The following is a 22,205-nucleotide window of genomic DNA, read 5'->3' as shown; positions in this document are numbered from 1 at the left end:
TATAGCGTTTCCAGGCGAAGTGGAAACCGGTTCGCCGTTCGGAAACGCGTGAAAACAATGAGTTAGAGCCGATCTGCGATTCCGTGAAACGCAGAGGGGCTCTAGGGAGGCCGCTCGCTAGTCGGGCACGCCCGTCTGCAGCGCCAGTGCGTGCAGCTGGCCGCCCATGTTGCCCTTGAGCGCGTCGTAGACCATCTGGTGCTGCTGCACGCGGGTCTTGCCGCGGAAGCTCTCGGCCACGACCTCTGCGGCGTAGTGGTCGCCGTCGCCGGCGAGATCGCGGATCGTCACCCGGGCGTCGGGGATCGACTCCTTGATCATCCGCTCGATCTCGCGCGCGTCCATCGCCATGGTCTGTGCCTCGTCCTTCGCCTGCCCCTCACGCTTCCATGAAGCGGGGGAACCAGCCCTCGTGGGCCTCTTTGAGCTCGTCCACCGATATGGCACGCGCCTCGCCGAGTTTCAATTCGCGCCCGCCGGTGGTGCCGATCGCCACGGCCGCGACGCCGGCCGCGTGCAGCGCCGTGACGGCCCGCTCGGCCGCTTCGGGCGCCAGGGCGACGACGTAGCGCCCCTGGTCCTCGCCGAAGAAGGCGGCGGTCGCCGCGCCGCCCGGCGGCGCGGCCACGGTGGCGCCGATGCCCGACGCCATCGCCATCTCGGCCAGCGCCAGCGCCAGCCCGCCGTCCGAGCAGTCGTGCACCGCGCCGGCAAGCCCGTCGCGGATCAGCCCGCGCACCTGGTCGCCGACCGCCTTCTCGTGCGCCAGGTCGACCGGCGGCGGCGCGCCGGCGACGGTGTCGCGCACGGTGCGGAGCCAGGCCGACTGGCCGAGATGACGGCCCCACTCGGGCGGCGCGCCGACCAGCACGATCGTCTCGCCGTCGCCGGCAAAGCCGATGCGCGCCATGCGCTGCCAGTCGGGCAACAGCCCGACGCCGGCGATCGTCGGCGTCGGCGGGATCGCCCGGCCGTTGGTCTCGTTGTAGAGCGACACGTTGCCCGACACGATGGGAAAGCCGAGCGCCCGGCAGGCCTCGCCGATGCCGCGCACCGCGCCGACGAACTGGCCCATGATCTCGGGCCGCTCGGGATTGCCGAAGTTCAGGTTGTCGGTCGCCGCCAGCGGCTCCGCGCCGACCGCCGTCAGGTTGCGCCAGCACTCCGCGACCGCCTGCTTGCCGCCCTCGAAGGGGTCGGCCTCGCAGTAGCGCGGGGTGACGTCGCAGGCGAAGGCGAGCGCCTTTTTCGGGTCGCCGTCGACGCGCACCACGCCGGCGTCGCCGCCCGGAAGCTGCAGCGAGTTGCCCTGGATCAGCGTGTCGTACTGCTCCCACACCCAGCGCCGGCTGCACTGGTCGGGCGAGCCGACCAGCGCCAGCAGGTCGGCGGCGACGTCGGTGTCGCCGAGCGCGGCCGCGTCGAGCGGGGTCGGCGGCTCGGGCGCCACCCACGGCCGGTCGTATTCCGGCGCCTCGTCGCCCAGCTCCTTGATCGGCAGGTCGGCCATCACCTCGCCGCCATGCACGACGCGGAAGCGCAGGTCGTCGGTGGTGGTGCCGACGACGGCGAAGTCGAGACCCCACTTGCGGAAGATCGCCTCGGCCGCCGCCCGCCGGTCGGGCCTCAGCACCATGAGCATGCGCTCCTGGCTTTCCGACAGCATCATCTCGTAGGCGCTCATCGCCGTCTCGCGCACCGGCACCTGGTCGAGGTCGAGGGCGATGCCGAGGTCGCCCTTGGCGCCCATCTCGACGGCCGAGCAGGTCAGCCCCGCCGCGCCCATGTCCTGGATGGCGATGACGGCGCCGGAGGCCATCAGCTCCAGGCAGGCCTCCAGCAGGCACTTCTCGGTGAACGGATCGCCGACCTGCACGGTCGGCCGCTTCTCCTCGATGCTGTCGTCGAACTCGGCCGAGGCCATGGTGGCGCCGCCGACGCCGTCGCGCCCGGTCTTGGCGCCGAGATAGACGACCGGAAGGCCGACGCCCTCGGCCCTGGAGTAGAAGATCTTGTCCGTCTCGGCGATGCCGGCGGCAAACGCGTTGACCAGGATGTTGCCGTCGTAGCGGCTGTCGAAGTTCACCTCGCCGCCGACGGTCGGCACGCCGAACGAATTGCCGTAGCCGCCGATGCCGGCGACGACGCCGGCCACCAGGTGGCGCGTCTTGGGGTGGTCGGGCGCGCCGAAGCGCAGCGCGTTCATCGCCGCCACCGGCCGCGCGCCCATGGTGAAGACGTCGCGCAGGATGCCGCCGACACCGGTCGCCGCCCCCTGGTAGGGCTCGATGTAGGAGGGGTGGTTGTGGCTCTCCATCTTGAAGACGACGCACTGGCCGTCGCCGATGTCGACGACGCCGGCGTTCTCGCCCGGCCCCTGGATCACCCGCGGCCCGCTGGTCGGCAGCGTGCGCAGCCACTTCTTCGAGCTCTTGTAGGAGCAGTGCTCGTTCCACATGGCCGAGAAGATGCCGAGTTCGGTGAAGCTCGGCGCGCGGCCGATCAGCGCCAGGATGCGCTGGTACTCCTCCTCGGTCAGTCCGTGCGCGGCGACGAGTTCGGCGGTGACGGTGAGCGTGTTCGGTATCGACATCGGCGGGCGGCTCCGGCGTTGCGCTCCCTTAGACCATGATGGCGAAAGCTGTGAAGCGGCATTCGGCCGCTGGCGCGGTCTGTCCAGTTGATTTTGCCGCATCCGCGCCGGGCCGGGCGGCTGCGCGGCGCGGCGACGCCTGCCCGGGCCGGACCGGGACCGGCCTAGCTGTAGCTGTCGTAGCCGGCCACGGCGTTGTCGGTCAGCCGGCGGATCGTCGCCAGCCCCTCGGCGAGCTCGGCGCGCGCGTGCGGCACGGTCAGGGCGATGCGCGCGCGGTGGTGCACGGTCTCCGTGCGCGCCGGCTTGAACTCGTCCTCGTCGTCGATCAGCACGCCCTCCGCCGCGGCCGCGGTGCGGAAGGTGCCCGACAGCCAGGGCTCCGGCAGGCGCAGCCAGACGAACGGCGCCGCGTCGCGGGCGGTGAAGTCGAGGCCGGCCAGGTGGCTGCGCGCCAGCGCCACGCGGGCGCCGATCTCCGCCACCACGCGGCTGCGGATCGCCGCCGCCTCGCCGGACAGGACCAGCGCGGCGGCGAGCTCGGCGAGCAGGAAGGGCAGGCCGCCCGACAGCATCTTGTGCGCGGTCAGCACGCGCGGCGCCAGATGCGGCGGGCACGACACCCAGCCGCCGCGCACCCCCGCGGCCACCGCCTTCGACAGGCTGCCGACATGGAAGGTGCGCTCCGGCGCCAGCGCCGCGATCGGCACCGGCGGGTCGGACAGCAGCGTGCCGTAGACGTTGTCCTCGACGATCCACACGTCGTGGCGCCGCGCGGTCTCGGCGATGGCGCGCCGCTCCGCCTCGTCCATCACCGCCAGCGTCGGGTTGTGCAGCGAGGCGACGATGAAGGCGAGCTTGGGGTGCTGCTGCCGGCACAGCCGCTCGAAATCCGCCGCGTCCATGCCGCCGGGGCCGAGCGCCACCGTGACGACGCGCCGGCCGATGAGATGGGCGCCGCGCGCCACCGGCGCATAGGTCAGCGCCTCGAGCGCGATGCGCTCGCCCGGCGCCGTCACCGCGCCGATCGCCGCCATCACCGCGGCGTGGCCGCCGAGCGTCGGCACCACGCTCTCCGGCGCCGGGCGCCAGCCGGCCGCGGCGAGCCAGCGGCTGCCGGCCTCCTGCCAGTGGTCGGGCAGGGTGCGCGTGTAGCTCGCCACGCCGACCGGGTTGTCGGCGACGACGCGGCGGCTCAGCGCCTCGATCACCGGGCCCTGGCCGACATCCGGCGCGGCGGTCGAATCCATGCGCAGCCGGCCGGGCGACACCACCATGCTGCGCGTGCCGCCGAAGCTCAGCGTCGCCGCCGGCGCCGCCTCCTCGCGCGCCCGCACATAGGTGCCGCGGCCGACCTCGCCGCTGACCAGGCCGCGCTCGCGCGCCAGCGCGTAGGCGCGCCCCACCGTGCCGATGGTGATGCCGAGATCGTAGGCGAGATCGCGCTGCGGCGGCAGCTTGTGGCCGGCCGAGAGCTGGCCGGCCGCGATGGCGCGCTCGATCTCCTCGGCGAGCCGGCGGTAGATGGGCCCGCCGCCGCGGGCGAGGTCTGGCGTCCAACTTGTCATGGTGACAATTTCGTAGATTGCGCCAAGTCGGGAGTCAAGTCATACAGAAAACCGTGACAATCAATGCCGCCATACGCCCGTATGCGGGCGTTTGCGGGACGAGAAGGCGCGGAGTCATGGCGAGAACGACAGAGACAATCGATGCAATGCGCTGCGGCCTTGCCGCGCCGCGGCGTCGGGCGTCGCTTGCCGCGCGGCTGCGGTGCCGGTTGCGCGACCTGTTCGCCGCGCTCGCGCGCATGGCCGAGCGCCGGCGCAGCCGCCGCGCGCTCGCCGCGCTCACCGACGAGGCGCTGCGCGACATCGGCATCAGCCGCGCCCAGGCGCGGCGCGAGAGCGCACGGCCGTTCTGGGATTGAGGCGGCGCGGCCTGCCGCCGGGCTCAGCCGCGGCAGGCGCGCGAGCCGGCCGACCAGCGCATGATGTCGCCGTTGATGCGCCCGCCGAGCCGCTGCGCCGTCAGCGGCCCGTAGGTGACGATGCGCACGGGATCGCCGGCCGCCTCGATGACGAGCTGCGGCAGGCCTTCGCTGCGGGCCCGCTCGACGATGAGAAGCCGCGGCGTGCCGACGCGCGTGTCGAGCTCGGGCACCAGCCGGTAGTCGGCGAAGGCGCGGTCGCCGGAGCGCATCCAGCAGCGCGCGCCCGCCTCGTTGATCTGCTGCAGCGCGGCGACCGGCGCGCTGGCGCCCACCTCGAGCACCAGCGGGCCGCCCATCGGCTCGCTCTGGCAGGCGGACAGGAGCAGGGCGGTGGCGGTGGCCGCAGCGGCGGCCGCCGGCAGCGAGCGGCGGCCCGGCCGCGCCGTCATGCGGCGCGTCCCAGCACGCCCTCGAACAGCGCCCGCCCGTCGCTGCCGCCATGCGCCGGCTCGATCAGGTTCTCCGGGTGCGGCATCAGGCCGAGCACGTTGCCGCGGTCGCTGACGATGCCGGCGATGTCGTTGAGCGAACCGTTCGGGTTGGTGCCCTCGGCGTAGCGGAACACCACCTGGCCTTGCCCCTCGAGGCGCGCCAGCGTCTCGGCATCGGCGAAATAGTTGCCGTCGTGATGCGCCACCGGGCAGTCGATCACCTGGCCCGGCCGGTAGCCGCGGGTGAAGGCGGTGTTGGCGTTGGTCACCGCCAGCCGCACCTTGCGGCAGACGAATTTCAGCGAGGCGTTGCGCATCAGCGCACCGGGCAACAGCCCCGCCTCGAGCAGGATCTGGAAGCCGTTGCACACGCCCATCACCAGCGTGCCGCGCGCGGCATGCGCGGCGACGGCGCGCATCACCGGCATGCGCGCGGCGATCGCCCCGCAGCGCAGATAGTCGCCATAGGAGAAGCCGCCGGGGATGACGATCAGGTCGACGTCCGGGATCTCCGTCTCGGTCTGCCACACGGTCAGCGGCGGCGTGCCGGCGATCTTGGTCAGCGCCGCGATCATGTCGCGGTCGCGGTTGAGGCCGGGAAGCAGGACGACGGCAGTCTTCATGGTGGTTCGGGCTCGGGCGCGGGCGGCGCTCAGGCGAGTGCCGCGACAGGACGGTGTTCACGCCATAGCGCCGGCGCGGCCATTCTACAATACGGCGTCGACGGCCATCGCGGCGCTGCGGCCGGAAAGATAGGCGCCGTGCACGGTGCCGAAATGCGCCGAGGCCGCCTCGCCGGCGAGCCACAGGCGCCCGCCGATGGGCTGCCCGAGCGCGGCGAAGTCGCCGCTGCGGGTGGCCGGCGCGGGAAACGCGTAGGCGCCGGCGCACAACGGGTCGTCGAGCCAGCGGCTGACCCGCGCCGCGGTTGCGACGAGCCCGCTGCGTCGCGCGGCCAGCCGCACGCTCGCCGCGATCTCGCCGGCGATCGCGCCGTCGTCCCTCTCCGCCGCCCGCACGGCATCGCCGCCGCCGCAATAGGCGAGCACTGCCGGGCGCCCGGCGAAGGGCGACAGGTCGACCAGGTTGCGGAACAGGCGGCCGCCGCCGGGCGTAAAGGCGACGTTCGGCTGCGGCATGGCGACGTCCCGGTCGAAGGTGACGACGGCCTTGGCGAGCGCGCCGAAGCCGATCCGCGCGATGGCGCCCGCAACGGCCGGCGGCAGCGCCGGCTCGAAGCGCACCGCGCTGCGCTTGAGCACGCCGAGCGGCACGGTGCAGATCGCCGCGCGCGCGGTGTGTCGCATCCCGCCCGTCTCGACGGTCACCCGCCGGGCCTCGCTGCGCAGCGCCAGCACCGGCTGGCCGAGCCGCAGGTCGAGCCCCTGCGCCAGGTGCGCCGGCAGGCGGTCGTAGCCGTCGGTGACCAGCGCGTCCGGACCGCCGAAGGCTGCGCCGAAGCGATCGACGCAGGCCGACAGCGCCGGCACGTCGGCGCCGTAGTCGCTGACAAGTTCGCGATCGATCAGCACCTGGCGCACCGCCCGGCCGGTCGCGCCGGGCGGGCCGTCCGGCAGCGCGGCCGCAAGCCCGGCCGCCAGGTCGCGGTGGCGCCGGCAGGTGCCGTCCAGGCGGGCGAGCGCCGCATCCAGGTCGTCCTGCGCCTGCGCATGGGCCGCCGCCGGGCCGGCCGGCCGGCCGTCCGCATGCAGCACGGCGAGCGCGTCGTGGTCGAAGGCGACCGGCCGCATGCCGGCCGCTGCGGCGAGGGCGGTCAGCGGGTTGTCGCGCGTGCCGTGGATCCAGTTGGCGCCGATCTCGACGGGAAAGCCGAGGCTGCGGTCGGTCAGGATGCGCCCGCCGATGCGCCGGCGCGCCTCCAGCACGATCACCGAGCGCCCGGCCTGGCGGAGGTGATTCGCAGCCGCCAGGCCGGCCATCCCGGCACCGACGACGATCGCGTCCGCGGCCTGCGCGGCGGCCGTCGCGATCGGCGGGGCGGCCAGGGCGAGCGGCGTCAGGGCCGCGCCCTTCACCAGGTCGCGGCGGCGCAGCCCGCCCGGGCTCACCGCGCCGGCGGCAGCGTGATCGCGTAGTCCTCGATCACCGTGTTGGCGAGCAGCTTCTCGCACATCGCCTCGAGCCGGGCGCGCGCGGCCTGCGGGTCGCCGTCCTCGAGCACGATGTCGAACACCTTGCCCTGGCGCACGGCGCCGACGTCGGCAAAGCCGAGCGCGGCGAGCGCGCCCTCGATGGCCTTGCCTTGCGGGTCGAGCACGCCGGTCTTCAGGGTCACGGTCACGCGGGCCTCGATCACGGGCGCACCGTCCTTCTCGTCTGGCCGCTCAGTGGCGGGTCTTGTTGTCCTTGGAGGAGACGAGAACCGGCCCGCTGGGGCGCGGCGGCTCGTTCTCGTTCATGATGCCGAGCCGGCGGGCGACCTCCTGATAGGCCTCGACCAGCCCGCCGAGGTCCTGCCGGAAGCGATCCTTGTCGAACTTGTCGTGCGTGGAGATGTCCCACAGGCGGCACGAATCGGGCGAGATCTCGTCGGCCACGACGATGCGCATCATCTCGCCTTCCCACAGCCGGCCGCACTCCATCTTGAAGTCGACGAGCTGGATGCCGACACCGAGGAAGAGGCCGGACAGGAAGTCGTTGACGCGGATGGCCAGCGCCATGATGTCGTCGATCTCCTGCGGGCTCGCCCAGCCGAAGGCAGTGACGTGCTCCTCCGAGACCATCGGATCGTCGAGCGCGTCGGCCTTGTAGTAGAACTCGATGATCGAGCGCGGCAGCACGGTGCCTTCCTCGATGCCCAGCCGCTTGGCCAGCGAGCCGGCGGCGATGTTGCGCACCACCACCTCGAGGGGGATGATCTCCACCTCCTTGATGAGCTGCTCGCGCATGTTGAGCCGGCGGATGAAGTGCGTCGGGATGCCGATTCGGTTGAGGTGCGTGAAGATGTGCTCGGAGATGCGGTTATTGAGCACGCCCTTGCCGTCGATCACCTCGTGCTTCTTGCGGTTGAAGGCGGTCGCGTCGTCCTTGAAGAACTGGATCAGCGTGCCGGGCTCCGGTCCTTCGTAGAGGATCTTGGCCTTGCCTTCGTAGATTCGGCGGCGTCGGTTCATGACGGTTCCTGTGGTCGGAAAGGGCGGCCGGCCGCCCGTGACCTCGCGCGCGCCGGGCGGGAAGACTGCGGCCGGTGTCGGGTTTTCCCACCGGTCTGTAGCGCAAAGCCCGGCCGGGCTCAATCGCCATTTGCCCGCCGCCGCCGCGCCGCCCGGCGCGCCAACCGGTCGCGCGGCGCCCATATTGACCCTCTCGCGGGGTTCTGGTTTGTGCGCAAGGGAAGGATGGGCGCCGCAGCGGCAGGATGCCCCGGATCGGAGGTAGGCGATGACCAACATGAAGGATCGCGAGGACGCGTTCGAGCGCAAGTTCGTCCATGACGAGGAGCTGAAGTTCAAGGCGATGTCGCGCCGCAACCGGCTGCTCGGCCTGTGGGCGGCCGAGAAGCTCGGCAAGTCCGAGGAGGAGGCGGCCGACTACGCCCGCGAGGTCATCAAGGCCGACTTCGAGGAGGCCGGCGACGAGGACGTGTTCCGCAAGATCCGCGCCGATTTCGACGCCGCCGGCGTCGAGCAGTCCGACCACCAGATCCGCCGCACCATGTTGGAGCTGCTGGAAAAGGCGATCGAGCAGGTCAAGGCCGAGTAGCCGCGCTCACACCCGGCCCGGCAGGCGCGTCGCCGCCCGGCTGCGGTCGTCCCTGACCGCACAGGTCTATAGCGTTTCCAGGCGAAGTGGAAACCGGTTCGCCGTGCGGAAACGCGGGAAAACAATGAGTTAGAGCCGGTCTGCGATTCCGTGAAACGCAGAACGGCTCTAGCGGCACAGGAAGATCAGCGTGCGGCCGGCCAGCGTGTCGAAGTGGTTGACCCGGGCGAGCACGCGCCGGTTCTGCGCGTAGACCTCCGCCGAGTAGCGCCGCTGGTGGCGATGCATCAGCGCCGTGCCGAGCGCGATCAGCGGCCAGAACAGCACCGCCAGCGCGGCCGCGCTCTTCTTGCGCCGGTCGATGCGGTAGTCGACCTCCGCGAAGCCGGCATAGCGCAATCCGTAGTCCCAGTAGTGCACGGCGAGCGGGTTGATGTGGCCGCACAGCCGGCCGGCGTCCTGCGGCCGGTCGCTCGGCCCGTAGAACATGTGGTGGTGGCCGTAGAGGAAGTATTTCCAGCGGCTGCTCATGTTGCCGGGATTCGGCACGCTGAAGATGAAGCGGCCGCCGGGCGCCAGGATCCGCCTGATATCGGCAAGCAGCATGTAGGGGCGGCGCGAGTGCTCCAGCACCTCGATCGACAGCACGATGTCGAACGGCCCCCAGCCCTGCGGCAGCGGCTCGTTGAGGTCCATCGGCGCGCTCGGCACCGAGGCGCGGTAGCCCGACAGGTCGATGTCGACGCCGCTCAGATAGGCCGCCGGGTCCCAGCCACGCGCCCGGTAGAGCGCGGCGATCAGCTCCAGCGTGTAGCCGGCGCCGCAGCCCAGGTCGAGGATGCGCTTCGGCCCGTCGGCGAGCGCCTCGGCGACGAGCGCCAGCACCAGGTCATTGGTCGGCTGGCCCGAGGCCTTCTTGATCGGTTCGTCCGCCATGGCGCCTTCTCCCCCGCGTCGCGCCGCTCCGCGCGGCCGCCCGCCCGTCTCTTGACGGCAAGCGCGCTTCGGCGTCAATCGTCGGCGGGCCGCCGCCGCTGCGCTCCGGCGCGCCGGCCCGGTCCGAGCCCGCTTTGGCCGCCGCGGCGGCCCCGATTCGAAGGATGATGCCCGCCATGTCGCTTGCCGCCCGTCTTCAAGCCGGCGAAACGCTGTTTTCCGCCTGGTCCGCCATTCCCGACGCGCTGACGCTCGAGGCCGTCGCGGGCCTCGGCTTCGACGCGGTCACCCTCGACATGCAGCATGGCGGCCATCACGAGGACAGCGTCGTGCGCGGCCTGCTGCCGGTCGCCGCCAAGGGCCGGCACCGGCTGGTGCGCATTCCCGTCGGCCGCTTCGACATGGCCAGTCGCGCGCTCGACTTCGGCGCCGAGGCGGTCATCGCGCCGATGATCAACGCGGTCGAGGACGCCCGGCGCTTCGCCGCGGCGATGAAGTATCCGCCGGTCGGCGAGCGGTCCTGGGGGCCGAACTTCGCCCTGCCGCGCGCCGGCGGCGGCGATTCGCGCGCCTGGCTCGCCGCGGCCAACGCCGACACGCTCGCCTTCGCGATGATCGAGACGCGCGCCGCGCTCGACGCGCTCGACGGCATCCTCGCCGTGCCCGGCATCGACGGCGTGCTGGTCGGGCCGTCGGACTTCTCCATCGCCTGGAGCGGCGGCGCGACGGTCGATCCCGGGCTCGAGGCCATGATGCCGGCGATCGCCGACATCGCCGGCCGGGCGCGCGCGGCCGGCAAGCATGCCGCCATCTATGTCATCGATCCCGGCCTGGTCGGCCGCTATGTCGGCATGGGCTTCCGGCTGGTCGCGCTCGGCTCGGAGGCGCGCTACATGGCCGAAGGCGCCGGGCCGCTGCTCGCCGCCGCGCGCGCCTCGATCGGCTGAGCGCCTCCCGGCGTCGGCGCCGCGTTGACAGCCTGTGCAACGGCCGCGCGCTTGCGCCGGCGCGCCGCAGGCCCGATCTAGCGGTGCATGAACCGCAATCGTCGCCGGAGCCGATCATGACCGCCACCGCAACCGCTGCCACCGCGCCCGTCCGTGTCGCCCGCGTCGGCCTCAGGGCGCGCGACGCCGAGGCGCTGGCCGCCTGGTACCGCGAGACCGTCGGCCTCGCCGAGCTCGGCCGCACCGGCGGCGTCATCCACCTCGGCGTCGGCGGCACCGGCCTGCTCGACATCGAGCCGGCGCCCGAGGCCCGGCCCGACGACCCGCAGGCGGCCGGCCTGTTCCACACCGCCTTCCTGCTGCCCGCGCGGCGCGATCTCGGCCGCTGGCTGCGCCACGCCGCCGCGCGCGGCATCGGCCTCGACGGCGCCTCCGACCATCTGGTGAGCGAGGCGCTCTATCTCGACGACCCGGAGGGCAACGGCGTCGAGATCTACGCCGACCGCGCGCCCGACGCCTGGCCGCGCCGCGACGGGGCGATCGCCATGGCGACGCTGCCGCTCGATCTCGAGGCGCTGATGCGCGAGGCGGCCGACGCGCCGGACTGGAACGGCGCGCCCGACGGCACCATCGTCGGCCACGTGCATCTGCGCGTCGGCGATCCGGCGCGCGCCGCACGCTGGTGGGCCGATGCGCTCGGTTTCGAGACCATGGCGCGCTATGGCGAGAAGGCGGTGTTCCTGGCGACCGGCGGCTACCACCACCATGTCGGCGCCAACGCCTGGCGCTCGGCCGGCGCGGGCCGCCGCGAGGCGGGCCGGGCGGGCCTCGCCTGGGTCGAGCTCGCCGCGCGCGGCCGCCAGGCCGGCGCCACGCTCGAGGATCCGTGGGGCACCGAGGTGCGGGTCGTGCCGGCCGCCGCCTGAACGAGATGCCGGCGGGGCGGCTCAGCCGCTCTCGCCGAACACGCGCGCGAAGATCGTGCCAACGTGGCGCGTGTGGTAGCCGAGGTCGAACTTGTCGCGGATCTCGGCCTCCGACAGCGCCGCGCGCACCTCCTGGTCGGCGAGCAGCTCGGCCAGGAAGTCCTTGCCTTCCTGCCACACCTTCATCGCGTTGCGCTGCACCAGCCGGTAGGCGTCCTCGCGCGACACGCCGGCCTGGGTCAGCGCCAGCAGCACGCGCTGCGAATGGACCAGCCCGCGGTGCAGCTCGAGGTTGCGCCGCATCGCCTCGGGGTAGACGAGCAGCTTGTCGACGACGCCGGCCAGCCGCACCAGCGCGAAGTCGAGCGTCACCGTGGCGTCGGGCCCGATCATGCGCTCGACCGAGGAGTGCGAGATGTCGCGCTCGTGCCACAGCGCGACGTTCTCCATCGCCGGCAGCGCGTAGGCGCGCACCATGCGGGCAAGCCCGGTCAGGTTCTCCGTCAGCACCGGGTTGCGCTTGTGCGGCATCGCCGACGAGCCCTTCTGGCCCGGCGCGAAATACTCCTCAGCCTCCAGCACCTCGGTGCGCTGCAGGTGGCGGATCTCGGTCGCCAGCCGCTCGACGCTCGAGGCGACGACGCCCAGCGTGGCGAAGAACATCGCATGCCGGTCGCGCGGCACCACCTGGGTCGAGATCGGCTCGGGCGTCAGGCCGAGCCTGTCGGCGACATGCGCCTCGACGCGCGGATCGATGTTGGCGAAGGTGCCGACCGCGCCGGACAGCGCGCAGGTCGCCACCTCGGTGCGCGCCAGCGCGAGCCGGCCGCGGCAGCGGTCGAACTCGGCATAGGCCTGCGCCAGCTTGAGGCCGAAGGTGGTCGGCTCGGCGTGGATGCCGTGGCTGCGGCCGATGGTGACGGTGTCGCGGTGCTCGAAGGCGCGCCGCTTGAGCGCGGCGAGCAGTGCGTCGAGATCGGCGATCAGCAGGTCCGCCGCGCGCACGAGCTGCACGTTGAAGCAGGTGTCGAGCACGTCGGACGACGTCATGCCCTGGTGCACGAAGCGCGCCTCAGGCCCGACGATCTCGGCCAGATGCGTGAGGAAGGCGATGACGTCGTGCCTGGTCTCGCGCTCGATGGCGTCGATGCGCGCCACGTCGAAGGTCGCCGGCCCGCCCTTGTCCCAGATGACGCGCGCCGCCTCGGCCGGGATGACGCCGAGCTCGGCCATCGCGTCGGCCGCGTGCGCCTCGATCTCGAACCAGATGCGGAACTTGGTCTCGGGCGACCAGAGGGCGGCCATTTCCGGCCGCGAATAGCGCGGAATCATGTCGTGGGTCCTGCAGACAGACGGAACCCGTGGCTCGTAGCAGAGCGGGCCGGCCGGCTCAACGCGGCAGCCGTGCGTAAAGGAAAGAAACCGCCAGCAGCGCGGCGAGCCCGATCGGCAGGTAGAGGCGCAGGCCGAGCACGGCGAACTGGTAGCCCGCATTGGCCGTCGTGAAGGCGAACTGGAAGGCCCACTCGACCGTGAACGCCTCGGCATGCCAGGCGGCGTAGTAGAGCCGGTAGTGCAGCGCGAACAGCGCGGCGGTGAGGCCGGCCGTCAGCACGGCGAAGCTCAGGACGGCCGCGGCGACGCGCGCGCCGTGGCCGCGGCCGGCCGACAGCAGGCCCGTCGCCGCATGCGCCGGCACGAAGGCGAGCAGGCCGCCGGCCGCCGCCAGCAGCGCCACGGCCGCGACCGCGCCGTCGTCGCGCCAGCCCGTCTGCCAGACGTGCCACAGCGCGCTCGCCGCCATCGCCGCCGCCCAGGCCAGGCTGCCGCCCGCGGCCAGGCGCGGGCCGGGCAGGGCGCGAAGCAGGCGCCGCATCACGCCCTTAGAGCCGATCTGCGTTTCACGGAATCGCACATCGGCTCTAACTCATTGTTTTCACGCGTTTCCGAACGGCGAACCGGTTTCCACTTCGCCTGGAAACGCTATAGAGCACGGCGCAGCCAGGCATTGCCGCCTGGCGCCGCACCCGTGCGGCCGCGTCGCGCGGCAAGGCCGTCGTGTCGCGGCACCGGTTCGCGCGTCCGGGCATCACGGTCTAGCGCGGCAGCGTGCCGGTCACCGCCATCCAGCGGTGGTCGGGCCCCTCGAAGCCGACCTGGCGGATGGTGATGAGCACCGCATAGACCGGCGCGCCGCCGCTCGGAAAGAAGGTCTGCACGCCGCCCAGCCGGTAGCCGAGCGGGCAGCCGCGGCTTTGCGGCACGCGGCCGTCCTCGTGCACGGTTTCGGTGCGCGCGCCGGCCTCGGTGGCGATGCGCAGGAGCCGGAAGCCCATCGTCGTGCCGAACGGCTCGCAGCGCCCGGTCTGCGGCATCGGCAGCTCTTCCAGCGTGAACTCGAGCGGCGCGTCGATCGGCGGGACGACCGGCCGCGGGTTGACGCGCATGCGGTGCGGGTCGGCCGACAGCTCGGTCACCGCGTTCCAGCCGGCGCGGTGGCCGCGGTTGCGCGCCAGCTCGGCGTCGGCGATCACCGCCTGGCCCTCGTCGCGGGCCTGCCGCCGCGCCGCCTCGAGCGACGCGCCCTCGTCGCGCAGCGCGACGCGGATCGGCGTGCCGGGCAGGAAGCGGTCGCGCGCGGTGTCGATGTAGTAGCGGTTGGCGTAGGGAAAGCCCGAGCCGTCCTGCACGCCGTACTCCTCGAAGGCGAAGACGCCGCCGTCGGCGCTGAAGCCGAGCACCGCGAGCGTCGCGCTGTCGCCGGCGCGCGCGCCGCCGGCCGCAAGCAGGAGCAGGAGCTGGAACAGCAAGAGGGCGGCGAGGCCGGTCGGTCGGGCGGCGGTCATCGGGAACTCCTGTCGCGGCGCGTGCGGGGCCGGTCGGCCGTAGCACGCCTTGCGCCATGATGCCGGAATGCCTGCCGCGGCCTTCGCGCGCACATCATGGTCCATGTCGTTGATTCCGCCGCGTTCGTGCGGCGCCAGGCGAATCCGCCCGGCCGGGCCGGACCATAGCACGGACGCCGGCCGGGCGGCGAGGGCGCCGGGCTCAGCCGGCCGCCGCCGCCCGCCGCTCGCGCCACACCGGCATGGTGTCGCCGTCGGCCGCGCTGGCGGCGAAGACGCCGCGCGCGATGGCGCGCGCCATGGTCGCGCCGGCCGCGGCATAAAGGTCGATCGCCGTCTCCAGGTCGAGCGGCACGGCCTTGCGCCCGGTCGCCAGGGAAAACACCAGATCGCCGTCGACCGGCGTGTGCGCCGGCCAGATGGCGCGCGCGAAGCCGTCATGCGCGGCGATCGCCAGCCGCTTGGCGGCCGCCTTGTCGAGGGCCGCGTCGGTCGCCACGATGCCGATCGTGGTGTTGGCGCCGGCGCGCAGCGCCTCGCGGAACTTGACGATCACCTCGGCCGCGTCGGCCGGCAGCGGTGCCGGCAGGCCGAGGCCGCCGAACTCGTCCCCCGCCTCGAAGGGTGCGGCCCAGAAATGGGCGCTGCGGCCGACCGTGACCGAGCCGGTGGCGTTGACGGCGACCAGCGCGCCGACCGTGACGCCGTTGTCGAGCACGGTGGAGGCCGAGCCCAGCCCGCCTTTCAGCCCCGCCGTCAGAGCGCCGGCGCCGGCGCCGGCCGAGCCGATGGCGAAGTCCCGGCCGGCCGTCGTGGCGGCCGCGTAGCCGAGCTCGCGGTAGGGCGGGTAGAGCCCCCAGTCCTTGTCGCCGCCATTGGGCAGATCGAACAGGATCGCCGCCGGCACGATCGGCACGCGGTGGCCGCGCACGGCGAAACCGGCGCCCACCTCGCGCAGCGCCGCCTGCACGCCGGACGCCGCGTCGAGACCGAAGGCCGAGCCACCCGACAGCACCAGCGCGTTGACGCGCTCGACGGCGTTGTGCGGCTCCAGCAGGTCGGTCTCGCGCGTGCCCGGCGCGCCGCCCAGCACCTGCACGCCGGCCACCGCCGGCTCCTCGCAGACCAGCACGGTGACGCCCGATTTCAGCTTCGCGTCGTCGATGTTGCCGACGGCCAGGCCCGCAACGTCGGTGATCAGGTTCAGCGGACCGGGGCGGGGAATCGTCATTCCACCTCCACGAACCGGCCGTCCCGGTAGCGGTAGAGGCCGTAGAGCGGGCGCTGCAGCTCGCCGTCGGCGCCGAACCGCAGCGGGCCGAGCGCGCTTTCGAAGCGGCGCGCGGCCAGCACCTCGGCGGGCGGTCGCTCGCCCTCGGCGGCGGCGTGGGCGGCCGCGGCCGCCACCTCGACGGCGGCGAAGGCGGGCACGGCGTAGCCGTCCGGCTCGGTGCCGAGCGCCTCGAAGGCGGCCAGCGAGTCCGGCGCGGCGATGTCCGGCCAGTCCGGCAGGCCGACCATCAGCACGCCGTCGGCCAGCGGCACCTCGCCGCCGGGCGCGCGCAGGGCCTCGCCGCCGGCGATCGTCAGCGCGTAGTCGAGCTCGGCCGCGTCGCGCGCGATCAGCGCGATGTCGCTGCGGTCGCCGCCGACGAAGACATGCGTGGCGCCGGCGCGCCGCAGCCGGCCGACCAGGCCGATCTGGTTGTCGAGCTGCGGTCGGTAGGTGTCGACGAAGACCGGCTCCAGCCCGGCCAGCTCGGCCTCCGCGCGCAGGCTCTCGGCGAGCTCGCGGCCGTAGATGGTGCCGTCGTCGACGATGGCGAACAGCGCCTCGCGCCAGCGCTCGGTGAGGATGCGCGCGACGGCCTTCTCCTCGTCGTCGGCGCGCGGCGCCAGGCGGAAGACCTGCCAGCCGGTGCGCGCGCGCCCGTCGGTCAGCGCGTTGGTGCGCACGCCCGGCGTGACGACCGGAATGCCGGCCTCGGTGAGAATCGGCAGGGCGGCCTCGATCGCCTCGGTGCACAGGAAGCCGACGGCGACCGGTACCGCGCGCTGGACGAAGTGGCGCGCCGCCGCCGCGCCGCCTTCCGCGTCGCAGCGCGAATCGGCGATCTCCAGGCGCACGGTGTCGGCGCGCGAGGCGACGGCCGCGCGCGCGCCGTCGAGCACCTGCTGGCCGAGCAGCGCGGCATCGCCGCTCAGCGGCGCGGCCAGGCCGATGCCGAGATCGCGCGCCGCCGCGGTGTCGCAGGTCAGGGCGACGAGCGCGGCCATGACGACGGGGCGGGCGGGGCGCGGGATCGGCAGGGCGGGAACCTCTGGCGTGTTGGGAGCTTGCCGGGACAATTGCCGGCAACAGGTAAAGGCTGGCGGCAGGCGACGCAACACGCTATCGCTCGGCCGCCCGCGCTTGTGGCGGGCATGCCCCTGCCTATATTGCGGGGGACCCGCAGAACCGGAACCGATTGTGCTGAAGAAGAACGACATCGAGCCGCAACACTACCGCGACGCCATGGCCCGCTTCGCCGGCGCCGTGCATGTGGTGACCACCGACGGTGCGGCCGGCCGGCGCGGCGTGACGGCGATCGCCGCCTGTTCGGTCTCCGACAACCCGCCGACCGTGCTGGTCTGCCTCAACCGCGAGAACCCCGAGAACGAGCGCTTCCTGAAGAACGGCGTGTTCGCCCTCAACACGCTGGCCGCCGGGCACAAGGAGCTGTCGAATGCGTTTTCCGGCCTGACCGGCCTGTCGCAGGACGACCGCTTCGCGCTCGCCGAATGGCGCGTGCTCGCCTCGGGCGCACCGACCCTTGTCGGCGCGCTGGCGGTGTTCGACTGCACGCTCGTCGAGCACAAGGATTTCGCCACCCACCGGGTCTATTTCGGCCGGGTGACAGGGCTCGCCATCGGCTCTAACCTCGGCCCGCTGATCTACCACGACCGCGGCTATCGCGTTCTGTGACGCGCCGCGCCCTGCCTGCCCCGGAGTGCCCATGCCCGATCTGACCCCGCGTGCCCTGCCGCAGACGATCGACGACACGCTCGCGCTGCTTGCGGACGCCGACTACGTCGCCGGCCGGGCGCTGGCCACGGTGCTCTTCCTCAGCCTGCGCATGCGGCGGCCGCTGTTCCTGGAGGGCGAGGCCGGTGTGGGCAAGACGGAGATCGCCAAGGTGCTGGCGAGCGCGCTCGGCCGCCGGCTGATCCGCCTGCAGTGCTACGAGGGCCTCGACGTGTCGTCGGCCGTCTACGAGTGGAACTACGCCGCGCAGATGATCGAGATCCGCATGGAGGAGGCGGCCGGCTCGGTCGAGCGCGACGCGATGGAGCGCAACGTCTTTTCCGAAAAGTACCTCATCCGCCGGCCCGTGCTCGAGGCGCTGAGCGGCGAGCCCGGCCAGGCGCCGGTGTTCCTGATCGACGAACTCGACCGCACCGACGAGGCCTTCGAGGCCTTCCTGCTGGAGATCCTGTCGGACTATCAGGTCACCGTGCCGGAGCTCGGCACGATCCGCGCCGCCGAGCCGCCGATCGTCGTCATCACCACCAACCGCACGCGCGAGATCCACGACGCGCTGAAGCGGCGCTGCCTCTATCACTGGGTCGACTATCCCGACGCCGAGCGCGAGCTGGAGATCGTCTACCGCAAGGTGCCGCAGGCCAACCGGCGGCTGTCGGAAGAGGTCGTGCGCTTCGTCCAGCAGCTGCGCGGGATGGACCTGTTCAAGGCGCCGGGCGTGGCCGAGACGATCGACTGGGCCGGCGCGCTGACCGAGCTCGACAAGGTCGCGCTCGACCCCGAGACGGTGTCGGACACGATCGGCGTGCTGCTCAAGTACCAGGACGACATCGCCCGCATCGAGCAGGGCGAGGGCCGGCGCATCCTCGACGAGGTCAAGTCCGAGCTGTCGGCCGCCGAGTAGCGCCATGACCGGGACCCGCAGCGAGACGAGCGAGACCCGCCGCGCCGATCCCGACGGGCGGATCGCCGACAACATCGTCTATTTCGCGCGCACGCTGCGCAAGGCGGGCATGCGCGTCGGCCCGGCCGCGGTCAAACAGGCGATCGAGGCGGTGCTCGTCGCCGGCATCGGCTCGCGCGACGACTTCTACTGGACGCTGCACGCCGTGCTGGTGAACCGGCGCGAGGACCACGCGACCTTCGACGAGGCGTTCCGGCTGTTCTGGCGCTCGCGCGAGCTGATCGAGAAGATGCTGGCGATGTTCTCGCCGGTGGCGCCCGACACGCGCGAGAAGCAGAAGCCGCGCGCCGCCGAGCAGCGCGTCGCCGACGCGCTGTTCGAGGGCCACCGCAAGCGCCAGACGCCGCAGGAGATCCCCGAGGTGGAGATCGACGCGCGGCTCACCGTGTCGGGCAACGAGGTGCTGCGCGACAAGGACTTCGCGGCGATGACGGCCGACGAGCTGGCCGAGGCGCGGCGCGCCATCGACGCGCTGCGACTGCCCTTCGAGACCGTGCCGACGCGCCGCTTCCGCGCCGACGCGCGCGGCCGGCGCACCGATCCGCGCGCCATGATGCGCTTCGGTCTGCGCACCGGCGGCGACATCATCCTGCCGAAGTTCCGCTCGCCGCGCCGCGTCCAGCCGCCGCTCGTCGTTCTGGCCGACATTTCCGGCTCGATGAGCCAGTACACGCGCATCTTCCTGCATTTCCTGCACGCCATCGCCGAGAAGCGGCGTCGCGTGCACACCTTCGTGTTCGGCACCCGGCTCACCAATCTGACGCGGCAGATGCGCCACCGCGATCCCGACGAGGCGCTCGCCGAGGCCGCGCGCGCGGTGCAGGACTGGTCGGGCGGCACGCGCATCGGCGAGGCGATCGGCGCCTTCAACCGGCAATGGTCGCGCCGCGTGCTCGGCCAGGGCGCGGTGGTGCTCCTGATCACCGACGGGCTGGAACGCGACCACGTGGCCGGGCTGGCGCACGAGATGGAGCGGCTGCACAAGTCGTGCCGCCGGCTGATCTGGCTCAACCCGCTGCTGCGCTTCGACGGTTTCGAGGCCAAGGCGCGCGGCGTCCAGGCGATGCTGCCGCATGTCGACGAGTTCCGCCCCGTGCACACGCTCGACGCGCTCGCCGACCTGTGCGCCTCGCTGGCCGACGAGCGGCGCGCGGGCGAGGCCGCGCCGGCGCTGCGGGGGGTTGGCAAGCGCGTTTCCGCGTGACCATATTTCGCCACGAGGAGGACGTGCCATGTCCGACATGCAACCGGCCGGCGAGCCGGCCGATCCGCTGACCACGGCGGAAGCCTGGCTGCAGGCGGGGCGTGAGGTCGCGCTCGCCACGGTGGTCGAGACCTGGGGCTCGGCGCCGCGCCCGGTGGGCAGCCATCTGGTGATCGACGCCGAGGGCAATTTCGAGGGCTCGGTGTCCGGCGGCTGCGTGGAGGGCGCCGTGGTGGCCGAGGCCGCCGAGGTGCTCGACGACGGCAAGCCGCGCATGCTGGAGTTCGGCGTCGCCGACGAGACCGCCTGGCGGGTCGGGCTGTCCTGCGGCGGCCGCATCCGGGTCTATGTCGAGCGTGTGGGCTGACGGGCGATGGACGCGCTTTCGCTGAAGACGCTGAACGCCGCGCGGCGCGAACGCCGGGCCGTCATGCGGATCACCGATCTGGACGGCGGCGACGACCGCGTGGTCGGCGACGACGAGGCGGTTGCCGGCGTGCTCGGCGAGGCGGTGGCGGCCGCCTTCCGCTCCGGGCGCTCGACGACGGTCGAGGCCGACGGCCGGCGCTTCTTTCTCAACGTGCACCTGCCGCCGCCGCGCCTCGTGGTGATCGGCGCCGTGCACATCAGCCAGGCGCTGGCGCCGATGGCGGCGATCGCCGGCTTCGACCTGCGGGTCGTCGATCCGCGCACCGCCTTCGCCTCGCCGGAGCGCTTTCCCGGCGTCGACCTGGTCGCCGAATGGCCGCAGGAGGCGCTCGCCGCGTGGCCGCTCGACGCCTTCACCGCGCTCGCCGCGCTCACCCACGATCCCAAGATCGACGATCCCGCACTGGCCGCCGCGCTGTCGGCGCAGTGCTTCTATGTCGGGGCGCTGGGCAGCCGCAAGACGCATGCCCGGCGCGTCGAGCGGCTGACGGCGGCGGGCTTCGGCGAAGCCGAGATCGGCCGCATTCACGCGCCGATCGGGCTTGCCATCGGCGCGGCGAGCCCGGCCGAGATCGCCGTCGCGGTGCTGGCCGAGATCATCGCGGCGCTGCGCTCGCGCGGGCTCGAGGCGCGCCGGGGCGCGGCGGCGTGAGGTTCGGCACCATAGCGGTCGCCGAGGCCGAGGGCGCCGTCCTCGCCCATGCGACGACGGCCGGCGCGACGCGGTTGCGCAAGGCGCACCGGCTGACGGCCGACGACGTGGCCGCGCTCGCCGCCGCCGGGGTGGAGACGGTGGTCGCCGCGACGCTCGAGCCGGGCGACCTCGACGAGGACGCGGCGGCCGGGCGGCTGGCCGCCGCGCTGGTCGGTGCCGGCATCGAGGCGAAGCCGCCGGCGACCGGCCGCGTCAACCTGCATGCGCGCGAGGCCGGCCTGTTCGTCGTCGACCGGGCGCTGGTCGACGCCATCAACCGCATCGATCCGACCGTCACGCTGGCGACGCTCGACAGCCACCGCGCCGTCGAGGCCGGCCAGATGGTGGCCACGGTCAAGATCATTCCCTTCGCGGTGCCGGAGGCGCGGGTCGCGGCGGCGGTGGCGGCCGCGCACGGCCGGCTGGTGCTCGACCTGCGGCCGTTCCGACCGCACCGGGTGGGCATCGCCCAGACGGTGCTGCCCAACGTCAAGCAGAGCGTGCTCGACAAGACCGCGCGCATCACCGCCGGCCGGCTCGCCCGCTCGGGCTCGACGCCCGGCCGCGAGCTGCGCCCGGCGCATGACGAGGCCGCCGTGGCCGCCGCGATCGCCGACCTGGCCGCCGACAGCGACATGGTGGTGGTGTTCGGCGCCTCGGCGGTCTGCGACGACGACGACGTGATTCCGGCCGCCATCCGGGCCGCCGGCGGCACGGTCGAGCGCGTCGGCATGCCGGTCGATCCGGGCAACCTGCTGGTGCTCGGCCGGCTCGGCGAGGTGGCCGTGCTCGGTGCGCCGGGCTGCGCCCGCAGCCCCAGGCCGAACGGCTTCGACTGGGTGCTCGACCGGCTGTGCGCCGGGCTCGACGTCACCTCGGATGCGATCGCCGGCATGGGGGTGGGCGGGCTCCTGATGGAGATCCCGACCCGGCCGCAGCCGCGCGAGCCGAAGCCGCGGGCCGCCGGCCGCCCGGCCGTGTGGACCGTGCTGCTCGCCGCCGGCCGCTCCAGCCGGATGGGCGCCGGCAACAAGCTGCTGGCCGACTTCGCGGGCGAGCCGCTGGTCCGGCGCACGGCCCGGCGCTGCCTGGCCGCGCAGGGCGCGGGCGTCGTCGCCGTGCTCGGCCACCAGGCCGACGCGGTCGCTGCCGCGCTCGCCGGCCTTGCCGTCACGACGGTGGTCAATCCCGCCTATGCGGACGGCCTCGCCGGCTCGCTCAGGGCCGGCATCGCCGCGCTGCCGGCTAAGGCCGACGGGGCGCTGGTGGTGCTGGCCGACATGCCGCAGGTGACGGCGGCCGATCTCGACCGGCTGATCGCCGCCTTCGCCGCGTCCGGCGGCAGGGCGGTGGTGCGCGCCACGCATGACGGCAAGCGCGGCAATCCGGTCATCCTGCCGCGCGCGCTGTTCGCCGAGGTCGCGCGGCTGCAGGGCGACACCGGCGCGCGCCACATCGTCGAGGCCGCGCCGCTGGAGACCGTCGACGTCGAGCTCGGCG

The 22,205-nt window shown here is 73.2% G+C and carries 24 protein-coding genes; 10 read left to right on the top strand and 14 right to left on the bottom strand.

Going from position 1 to position 22,205, the window contains the following annotated elements:
* Nucleotides 1-117: 117 nt before the first annotated feature.
* From N1F89_RS16795 to N1F89_RS16785, 3 genes are all read right to left on the bottom strand, one after another.
* Nucleotides 118-351, bottom strand: coding sequence for a BolA family transcriptional regulator (locus N1F89_RS16795; protein WP_290085461.1), 234 nt, complete (start codon nt 349-351; stop codon nt 118-120).
* 28 nt (nt 352-379) lie between these two features.
* Nucleotides 380-2,593, bottom strand: coding sequence for a phosphoribosylformylglycinamidine synthase subunit PurL (purL, locus tag N1F89_RS16790; protein ID WP_290085460.1), 2,214 nt, complete (start codon nt 2,591-2,593; stop codon nt 380-382).
* Nucleotides 2,594-2,757: 164 nt separating this feature from the next.
* The gene (locus N1F89_RS16785; RefSeq protein ID WP_290085458.1) at nt 2,758-4,161 is read right to left on the bottom strand and encodes a PLP-dependent aminotransferase family protein; all 1,404 of its coding nucleotides are present in this window, start codon (nt 4,159-4,161) and stop codon (nt 2,758-2,760) included.
* Between the two features lie 209 nt (nt 4,162-4,370).
* Between N1F89_RS16785 and N1F89_RS16780 the strand changes: the two genes are divergently transcribed.
* Nucleotides 4,371-4,520, top strand: coding sequence for a DUF1127 domain-containing protein (locus N1F89_RS16780; RefSeq protein WP_290085456.1), 150 nt, complete (start codon nt 4,371-4,373; stop codon nt 4,518-4,520).
* A gap of 23 nt (nt 4,521-4,543) precedes the next feature.
* On the opposite strand, the gene N1F89_RS16775 is transcribed toward N1F89_RS16780, so the two are convergent.
* The 5 genes from N1F89_RS16775 to purC form a co-directional block, all read right to left on the bottom strand.
* The gene (locus N1F89_RS16775) at nt 4,544-4,972 is read right to left on the bottom strand and encodes a hypothetical protein (RefSeq protein WP_290085455.1); all 429 of its coding nucleotides are present in this window, start codon (nt 4,970-4,972) and stop codon (nt 4,544-4,546) included.
* Nucleotides 4,969-5,637 (bottom strand): phosphoribosylformylglycinamidine synthase subunit PurQ, encoded by a 669-nt coding sequence (gene purQ / locus N1F89_RS16770; RefSeq protein WP_290085453.1) that lies wholly within the window; start codon nt 5,635-5,637, stop codon nt 4,969-4,971. Before purQ ends, N1F89_RS16775 begins: the two co-directional genes overlap by 4 nt.
* A gap of 84 nt (nt 5,638-5,721) precedes the next feature.
* A complete protein-coding gene (locus N1F89_RS16765) occupies nt 5,722-7,083 on the bottom strand; it encodes an NAD(P)/FAD-dependent oxidoreductase (RefSeq protein ID WP_290085451.1) in 1,362 nt (453 codons plus the stop codon).
* Nucleotides 7,080-7,331, bottom strand: a complete 252-nt coding sequence (purS, locus tag N1F89_RS16760; protein WP_290085450.1) for a phosphoribosylformylglycinamidine synthase subunit PurS — start codon at nt 7,329-7,331, stop codon at nt 7,080-7,082. The genes N1F89_RS16765 and purS overlap by 4 nt, the downstream gene beginning before the upstream one ends.
* Before the next feature lie 28 nt (nt 7,332-7,359).
* Nucleotides 7,360-8,148 carry a phosphoribosylaminoimidazolesuccinocarboxamide synthase gene (gene purC / locus N1F89_RS16755; RefSeq protein WP_290085449.1) on the bottom strand — a complete coding sequence of 263 codons (789 nt, stop codon included), beginning with the start codon at nt 8,146-8,148 and terminating at the stop codon, nt 7,360-7,362.
* A gap of 268 nt (nt 8,149-8,416) precedes the next feature.
* Here purC and N1F89_RS16750 point away from each other — a divergent pair, with 268 nt between their 5' ends.
* A complete protein-coding gene (locus tag N1F89_RS16750) occupies nt 8,417-8,737 on the top strand; it encodes a DUF1476 domain-containing protein (RefSeq protein ID WP_290085448.1) in 321 nt (106 codons plus the stop codon).
* Nucleotides 8,738-8,905: 168 nt separating this feature from the next.
* Here N1F89_RS16750 and N1F89_RS16745 read toward each other — a convergent pair whose 3' ends face one another.
* Nucleotides 8,906-9,673 (bottom strand): class I SAM-dependent methyltransferase, encoded by a 768-nt coding sequence (locus tag N1F89_RS16745; protein WP_290085447.1) that lies wholly within the window; start codon nt 9,671-9,673, stop codon nt 8,906-8,908.
* Between the two features lie 176 nt (nt 9,674-9,849).
* Here N1F89_RS16745 and N1F89_RS16740 point away from each other — a divergent pair, with 176 nt between their 5' ends.
* Nucleotides 9,850-10,620 carry an aldolase/citrate lyase family protein gene (locus N1F89_RS16740; protein WP_290085446.1) on the top strand — a complete coding sequence of 257 codons (771 nt, stop codon included), beginning with the start codon at nt 9,850-9,852 and terminating at the stop codon, nt 10,618-10,620.
* Nucleotides 10,621-10,736: 116 nt separating this feature from the next.
* Nucleotides 10,737-11,546, top strand: a complete 810-nt coding sequence (locus N1F89_RS16735) for a VOC family protein (protein WP_290085445.1) — start codon at nt 10,737-10,739, stop codon at nt 11,544-11,546.
* A gap of 21 nt (nt 11,547-11,567) precedes the next feature.
* Here N1F89_RS16735 and purB read toward each other — a convergent pair whose 3' ends face one another.
* The 5 genes from purB to N1F89_RS16710 all read right to left on the bottom strand — a co-directional run bounded on the left by purB (nt 11,568) and on the right by N1F89_RS16710 (nt 16,669).
* A complete protein-coding gene (gene purB / locus N1F89_RS16730; RefSeq protein WP_290085443.1) occupies nt 11,568-12,878 on the bottom strand; it encodes an adenylosuccinate lyase in 1,311 nt (436 codons plus the stop codon).
* A gap of 58 nt (nt 12,879-12,936) precedes the next feature.
* Entirely contained in the window at nt 12,937-13,422 is a 486-nt protein-coding gene (locus N1F89_RS16725; RefSeq protein ID WP_290085442.1) for a hypothetical protein, read from the bottom strand.
* A 220-nt stretch (nt 13,423-13,642) separates the two neighbouring features.
* Nucleotides 13,643-14,392, bottom strand: coding sequence for a DUF2259 domain-containing protein (locus tag N1F89_RS16720; protein ID WP_290085441.1), 750 nt, complete (start codon nt 14,390-14,392; stop codon nt 13,643-13,645).
* A gap of 202 nt (nt 14,393-14,594) precedes the next feature.
* Nucleotides 14,595-15,617: a P1 family peptidase gene (locus N1F89_RS16715; RefSeq protein WP_290085463.1), complete on the bottom strand. Its 1,023-nt coding sequence runs from the start codon at nt 15,615-15,617 to the stop codon at nt 14,595-14,597.
* A 2-nt stretch (nt 15,618-15,619) separates the two neighbouring features.
* Nucleotides 15,620-16,669 (bottom strand): branched-chain amino acid ABC transporter substrate-binding protein, encoded by a 1,050-nt coding sequence (locus N1F89_RS16710; protein WP_290085439.1) that lies wholly within the window; start codon nt 16,667-16,669, stop codon nt 15,620-15,622.
* Nucleotides 16,670-16,862: 193 nt separating this feature from the next.
* Here N1F89_RS16710 and N1F89_RS16705 point away from each other — a divergent pair, with 193 nt between their 5' ends.
* From N1F89_RS16705 to N1F89_RS16680, 6 genes are all read left to right on the top strand, one after another.
* Nucleotides 16,863-17,357, top strand: coding sequence for a flavin reductase (locus N1F89_RS16705; protein WP_290085438.1), 495 nt, complete (start codon nt 16,863-16,865; stop codon nt 17,355-17,357).
* Nucleotides 17,358-17,388: 31 nt separating this feature from the next.
* Complete coding sequence (locus N1F89_RS16700) at nt 17,389-18,318, top strand: MoxR family ATPase (protein ID WP_290085436.1); 930 nt, start codon at nt 17,389-17,391, stop codon at nt 18,316-18,318.
* 4 nt (nt 18,319-18,322) lie between these two features.
* Nucleotides 18,323-19,582 carry a VWA domain-containing protein gene (locus N1F89_RS16695; RefSeq protein WP_290085435.1) on the top strand — a complete coding sequence of 420 codons (1,260 nt, stop codon included), beginning with the start codon at nt 18,323-18,325 and terminating at the stop codon, nt 19,580-19,582.
* A 37-nt stretch (nt 19,583-19,619) separates the two neighbouring features.
* Nucleotides 19,620-19,949 (top strand): XdhC family protein, encoded by a 330-nt coding sequence (locus N1F89_RS16690; RefSeq protein ID WP_290085462.1) that lies wholly within the window; start codon nt 19,620-19,622, stop codon nt 19,947-19,949.
* Nucleotides 19,950-19,955: 6 nt separating this feature from the next.
* Nucleotides 19,956-20,663, top strand: coding sequence for an XdhC family protein (locus N1F89_RS16685; RefSeq protein WP_290085434.1), 708 nt, complete (start codon nt 19,956-19,958; stop codon nt 20,661-20,663).
* Nucleotides 20,660-22,205: molybdopterin-binding/glycosyltransferase family 2 protein (locus N1F89_RS16680; RefSeq protein ID WP_290085433.1), on the top strand; the 1,546-nt coding region annotated here is incomplete at its 3' end. The genes N1F89_RS16685 and N1F89_RS16680, both read left to right, overlap by 4 nt.

It is taken from the genome of Aquibium sp. A9E412, assembly GCF_030398335.1.
GTDB lineage: Bacteria > Pseudomonadota > Alphaproteobacteria > Rhizobiales > Rhizobiaceae > A9E412.
This window is presented reverse-complemented; position numbering and strand designations above follow the sequence as displayed.

Bases quoted from the DNA above. Each gene is read 5' to 3' on its own strand.
- N1F89_RS16700 (WP_290085436.1), top strand. From the start codon at position 17,389: ATGCCCGATCTGACCCCGCGTGCCCTGCCGCAGACGATCGACGACACG.
- purQ (WP_290085453.1), bottom strand. From the start codon at position 5,637: ATGAAGACTGCCGTCGTCCTGCTTCCCGGCCTCAACCGCGACCGCGAC.
- purL (WP_290085460.1), bottom strand. From the start codon at position 2,593: ATGTCGATACCGAACACGCTCACCGTCACCGCCGAACTCGTCGCCGCG.
- N1F89_RS16710 (WP_290085439.1), bottom strand. From the start codon at position 16,669: ATGGCCGCGCTCGTCGCCCTGACCTGCGACACCGCGGCGGCGCGCGAT.
- N1F89_RS16735 (WP_290085445.1), top strand. From the start codon at position 10,737: ATGACCGCCACCGCAACCGCTGCCACCGCGCCCGTCCGTGTCGCCCGC.
- N1F89_RS16725 (WP_290085442.1), bottom strand. From the start codon at position 13,422: ATGCGGCGCCTGCTTCGCGCCCTGCCCGGCCCGCGCCTGGCCGCGGGC.
- N1F89_RS16795 (WP_290085461.1), bottom strand. From the start codon at position 351: ATGGCGATGGACGCGCGCGAGATCGAGCGGATGATCAAGGAGTCGATC.
- N1F89_RS16750 (WP_290085448.1), top strand. From the start codon at position 8,417: ATGACCAACATGAAGGATCGCGAGGACGCGTTCGAGCGCAAGTTCGTC.
- N1F89_RS16720 (WP_290085441.1), bottom strand. From the start codon at position 14,392: ATGACCGCCGCCCGACCGACCGGCCTCGCCGCCCTCTTGCTGTTCCAG.
- N1F89_RS16685 (WP_290085434.1), top strand. From the start codon at position 19,956: ATGGACGCGCTTTCGCTGAAGACGCTGAACGCCGCGCGGCGCGAACGC.
- N1F89_RS16690 (WP_290085462.1), top strand. From the start codon at position 19,620: ATGCAACCGGCCGGCGAGCCGGCCGATCCGCTGACCACGGCGGAAGCC.
- N1F89_RS16695 (WP_290085435.1), top strand. From the start codon at position 18,323: ATGACCGGGACCCGCAGCGAGACGAGCGAGACCCGCCGCGCCGATCCC.
- purB (WP_290085443.1), bottom strand. From the start codon at position 12,878: ATGATTCCGCGCTATTCGCGGCCGGAAATGGCCGCCCTCTGGTCGCCC.
- N1F89_RS16745 (WP_290085447.1), bottom strand. From the start codon at position 9,673: ATGGCGGACGAACCGATCAAGAAGGCCTCGGGCCAGCCGACCAATGAC.
- N1F89_RS16740 (WP_290085446.1), top strand. From the start codon at position 9,850: ATGTCGCTTGCCGCCCGTCTTCAAGCCGGCGAAACGCTGTTTTCCGCC.
- N1F89_RS16775 (WP_290085455.1), bottom strand. From the start codon at position 4,972: ATGACGGCGCGGCCGGGCCGCCGCTCGCTGCCGGCGGCCGCCGCTGCG.
- N1F89_RS16785 (WP_290085458.1), bottom strand. From the start codon at position 4,161: ATGACAAGTTGGACGCCAGACCTCGCCCGCGGCGGCGGGCCCATCTAC.
- purC (WP_290085449.1), bottom strand. From the start codon at position 8,148: ATGAACCGACGCCGCCGAATCTACGAAGGCAAGGCCAAGATCCTCTAC.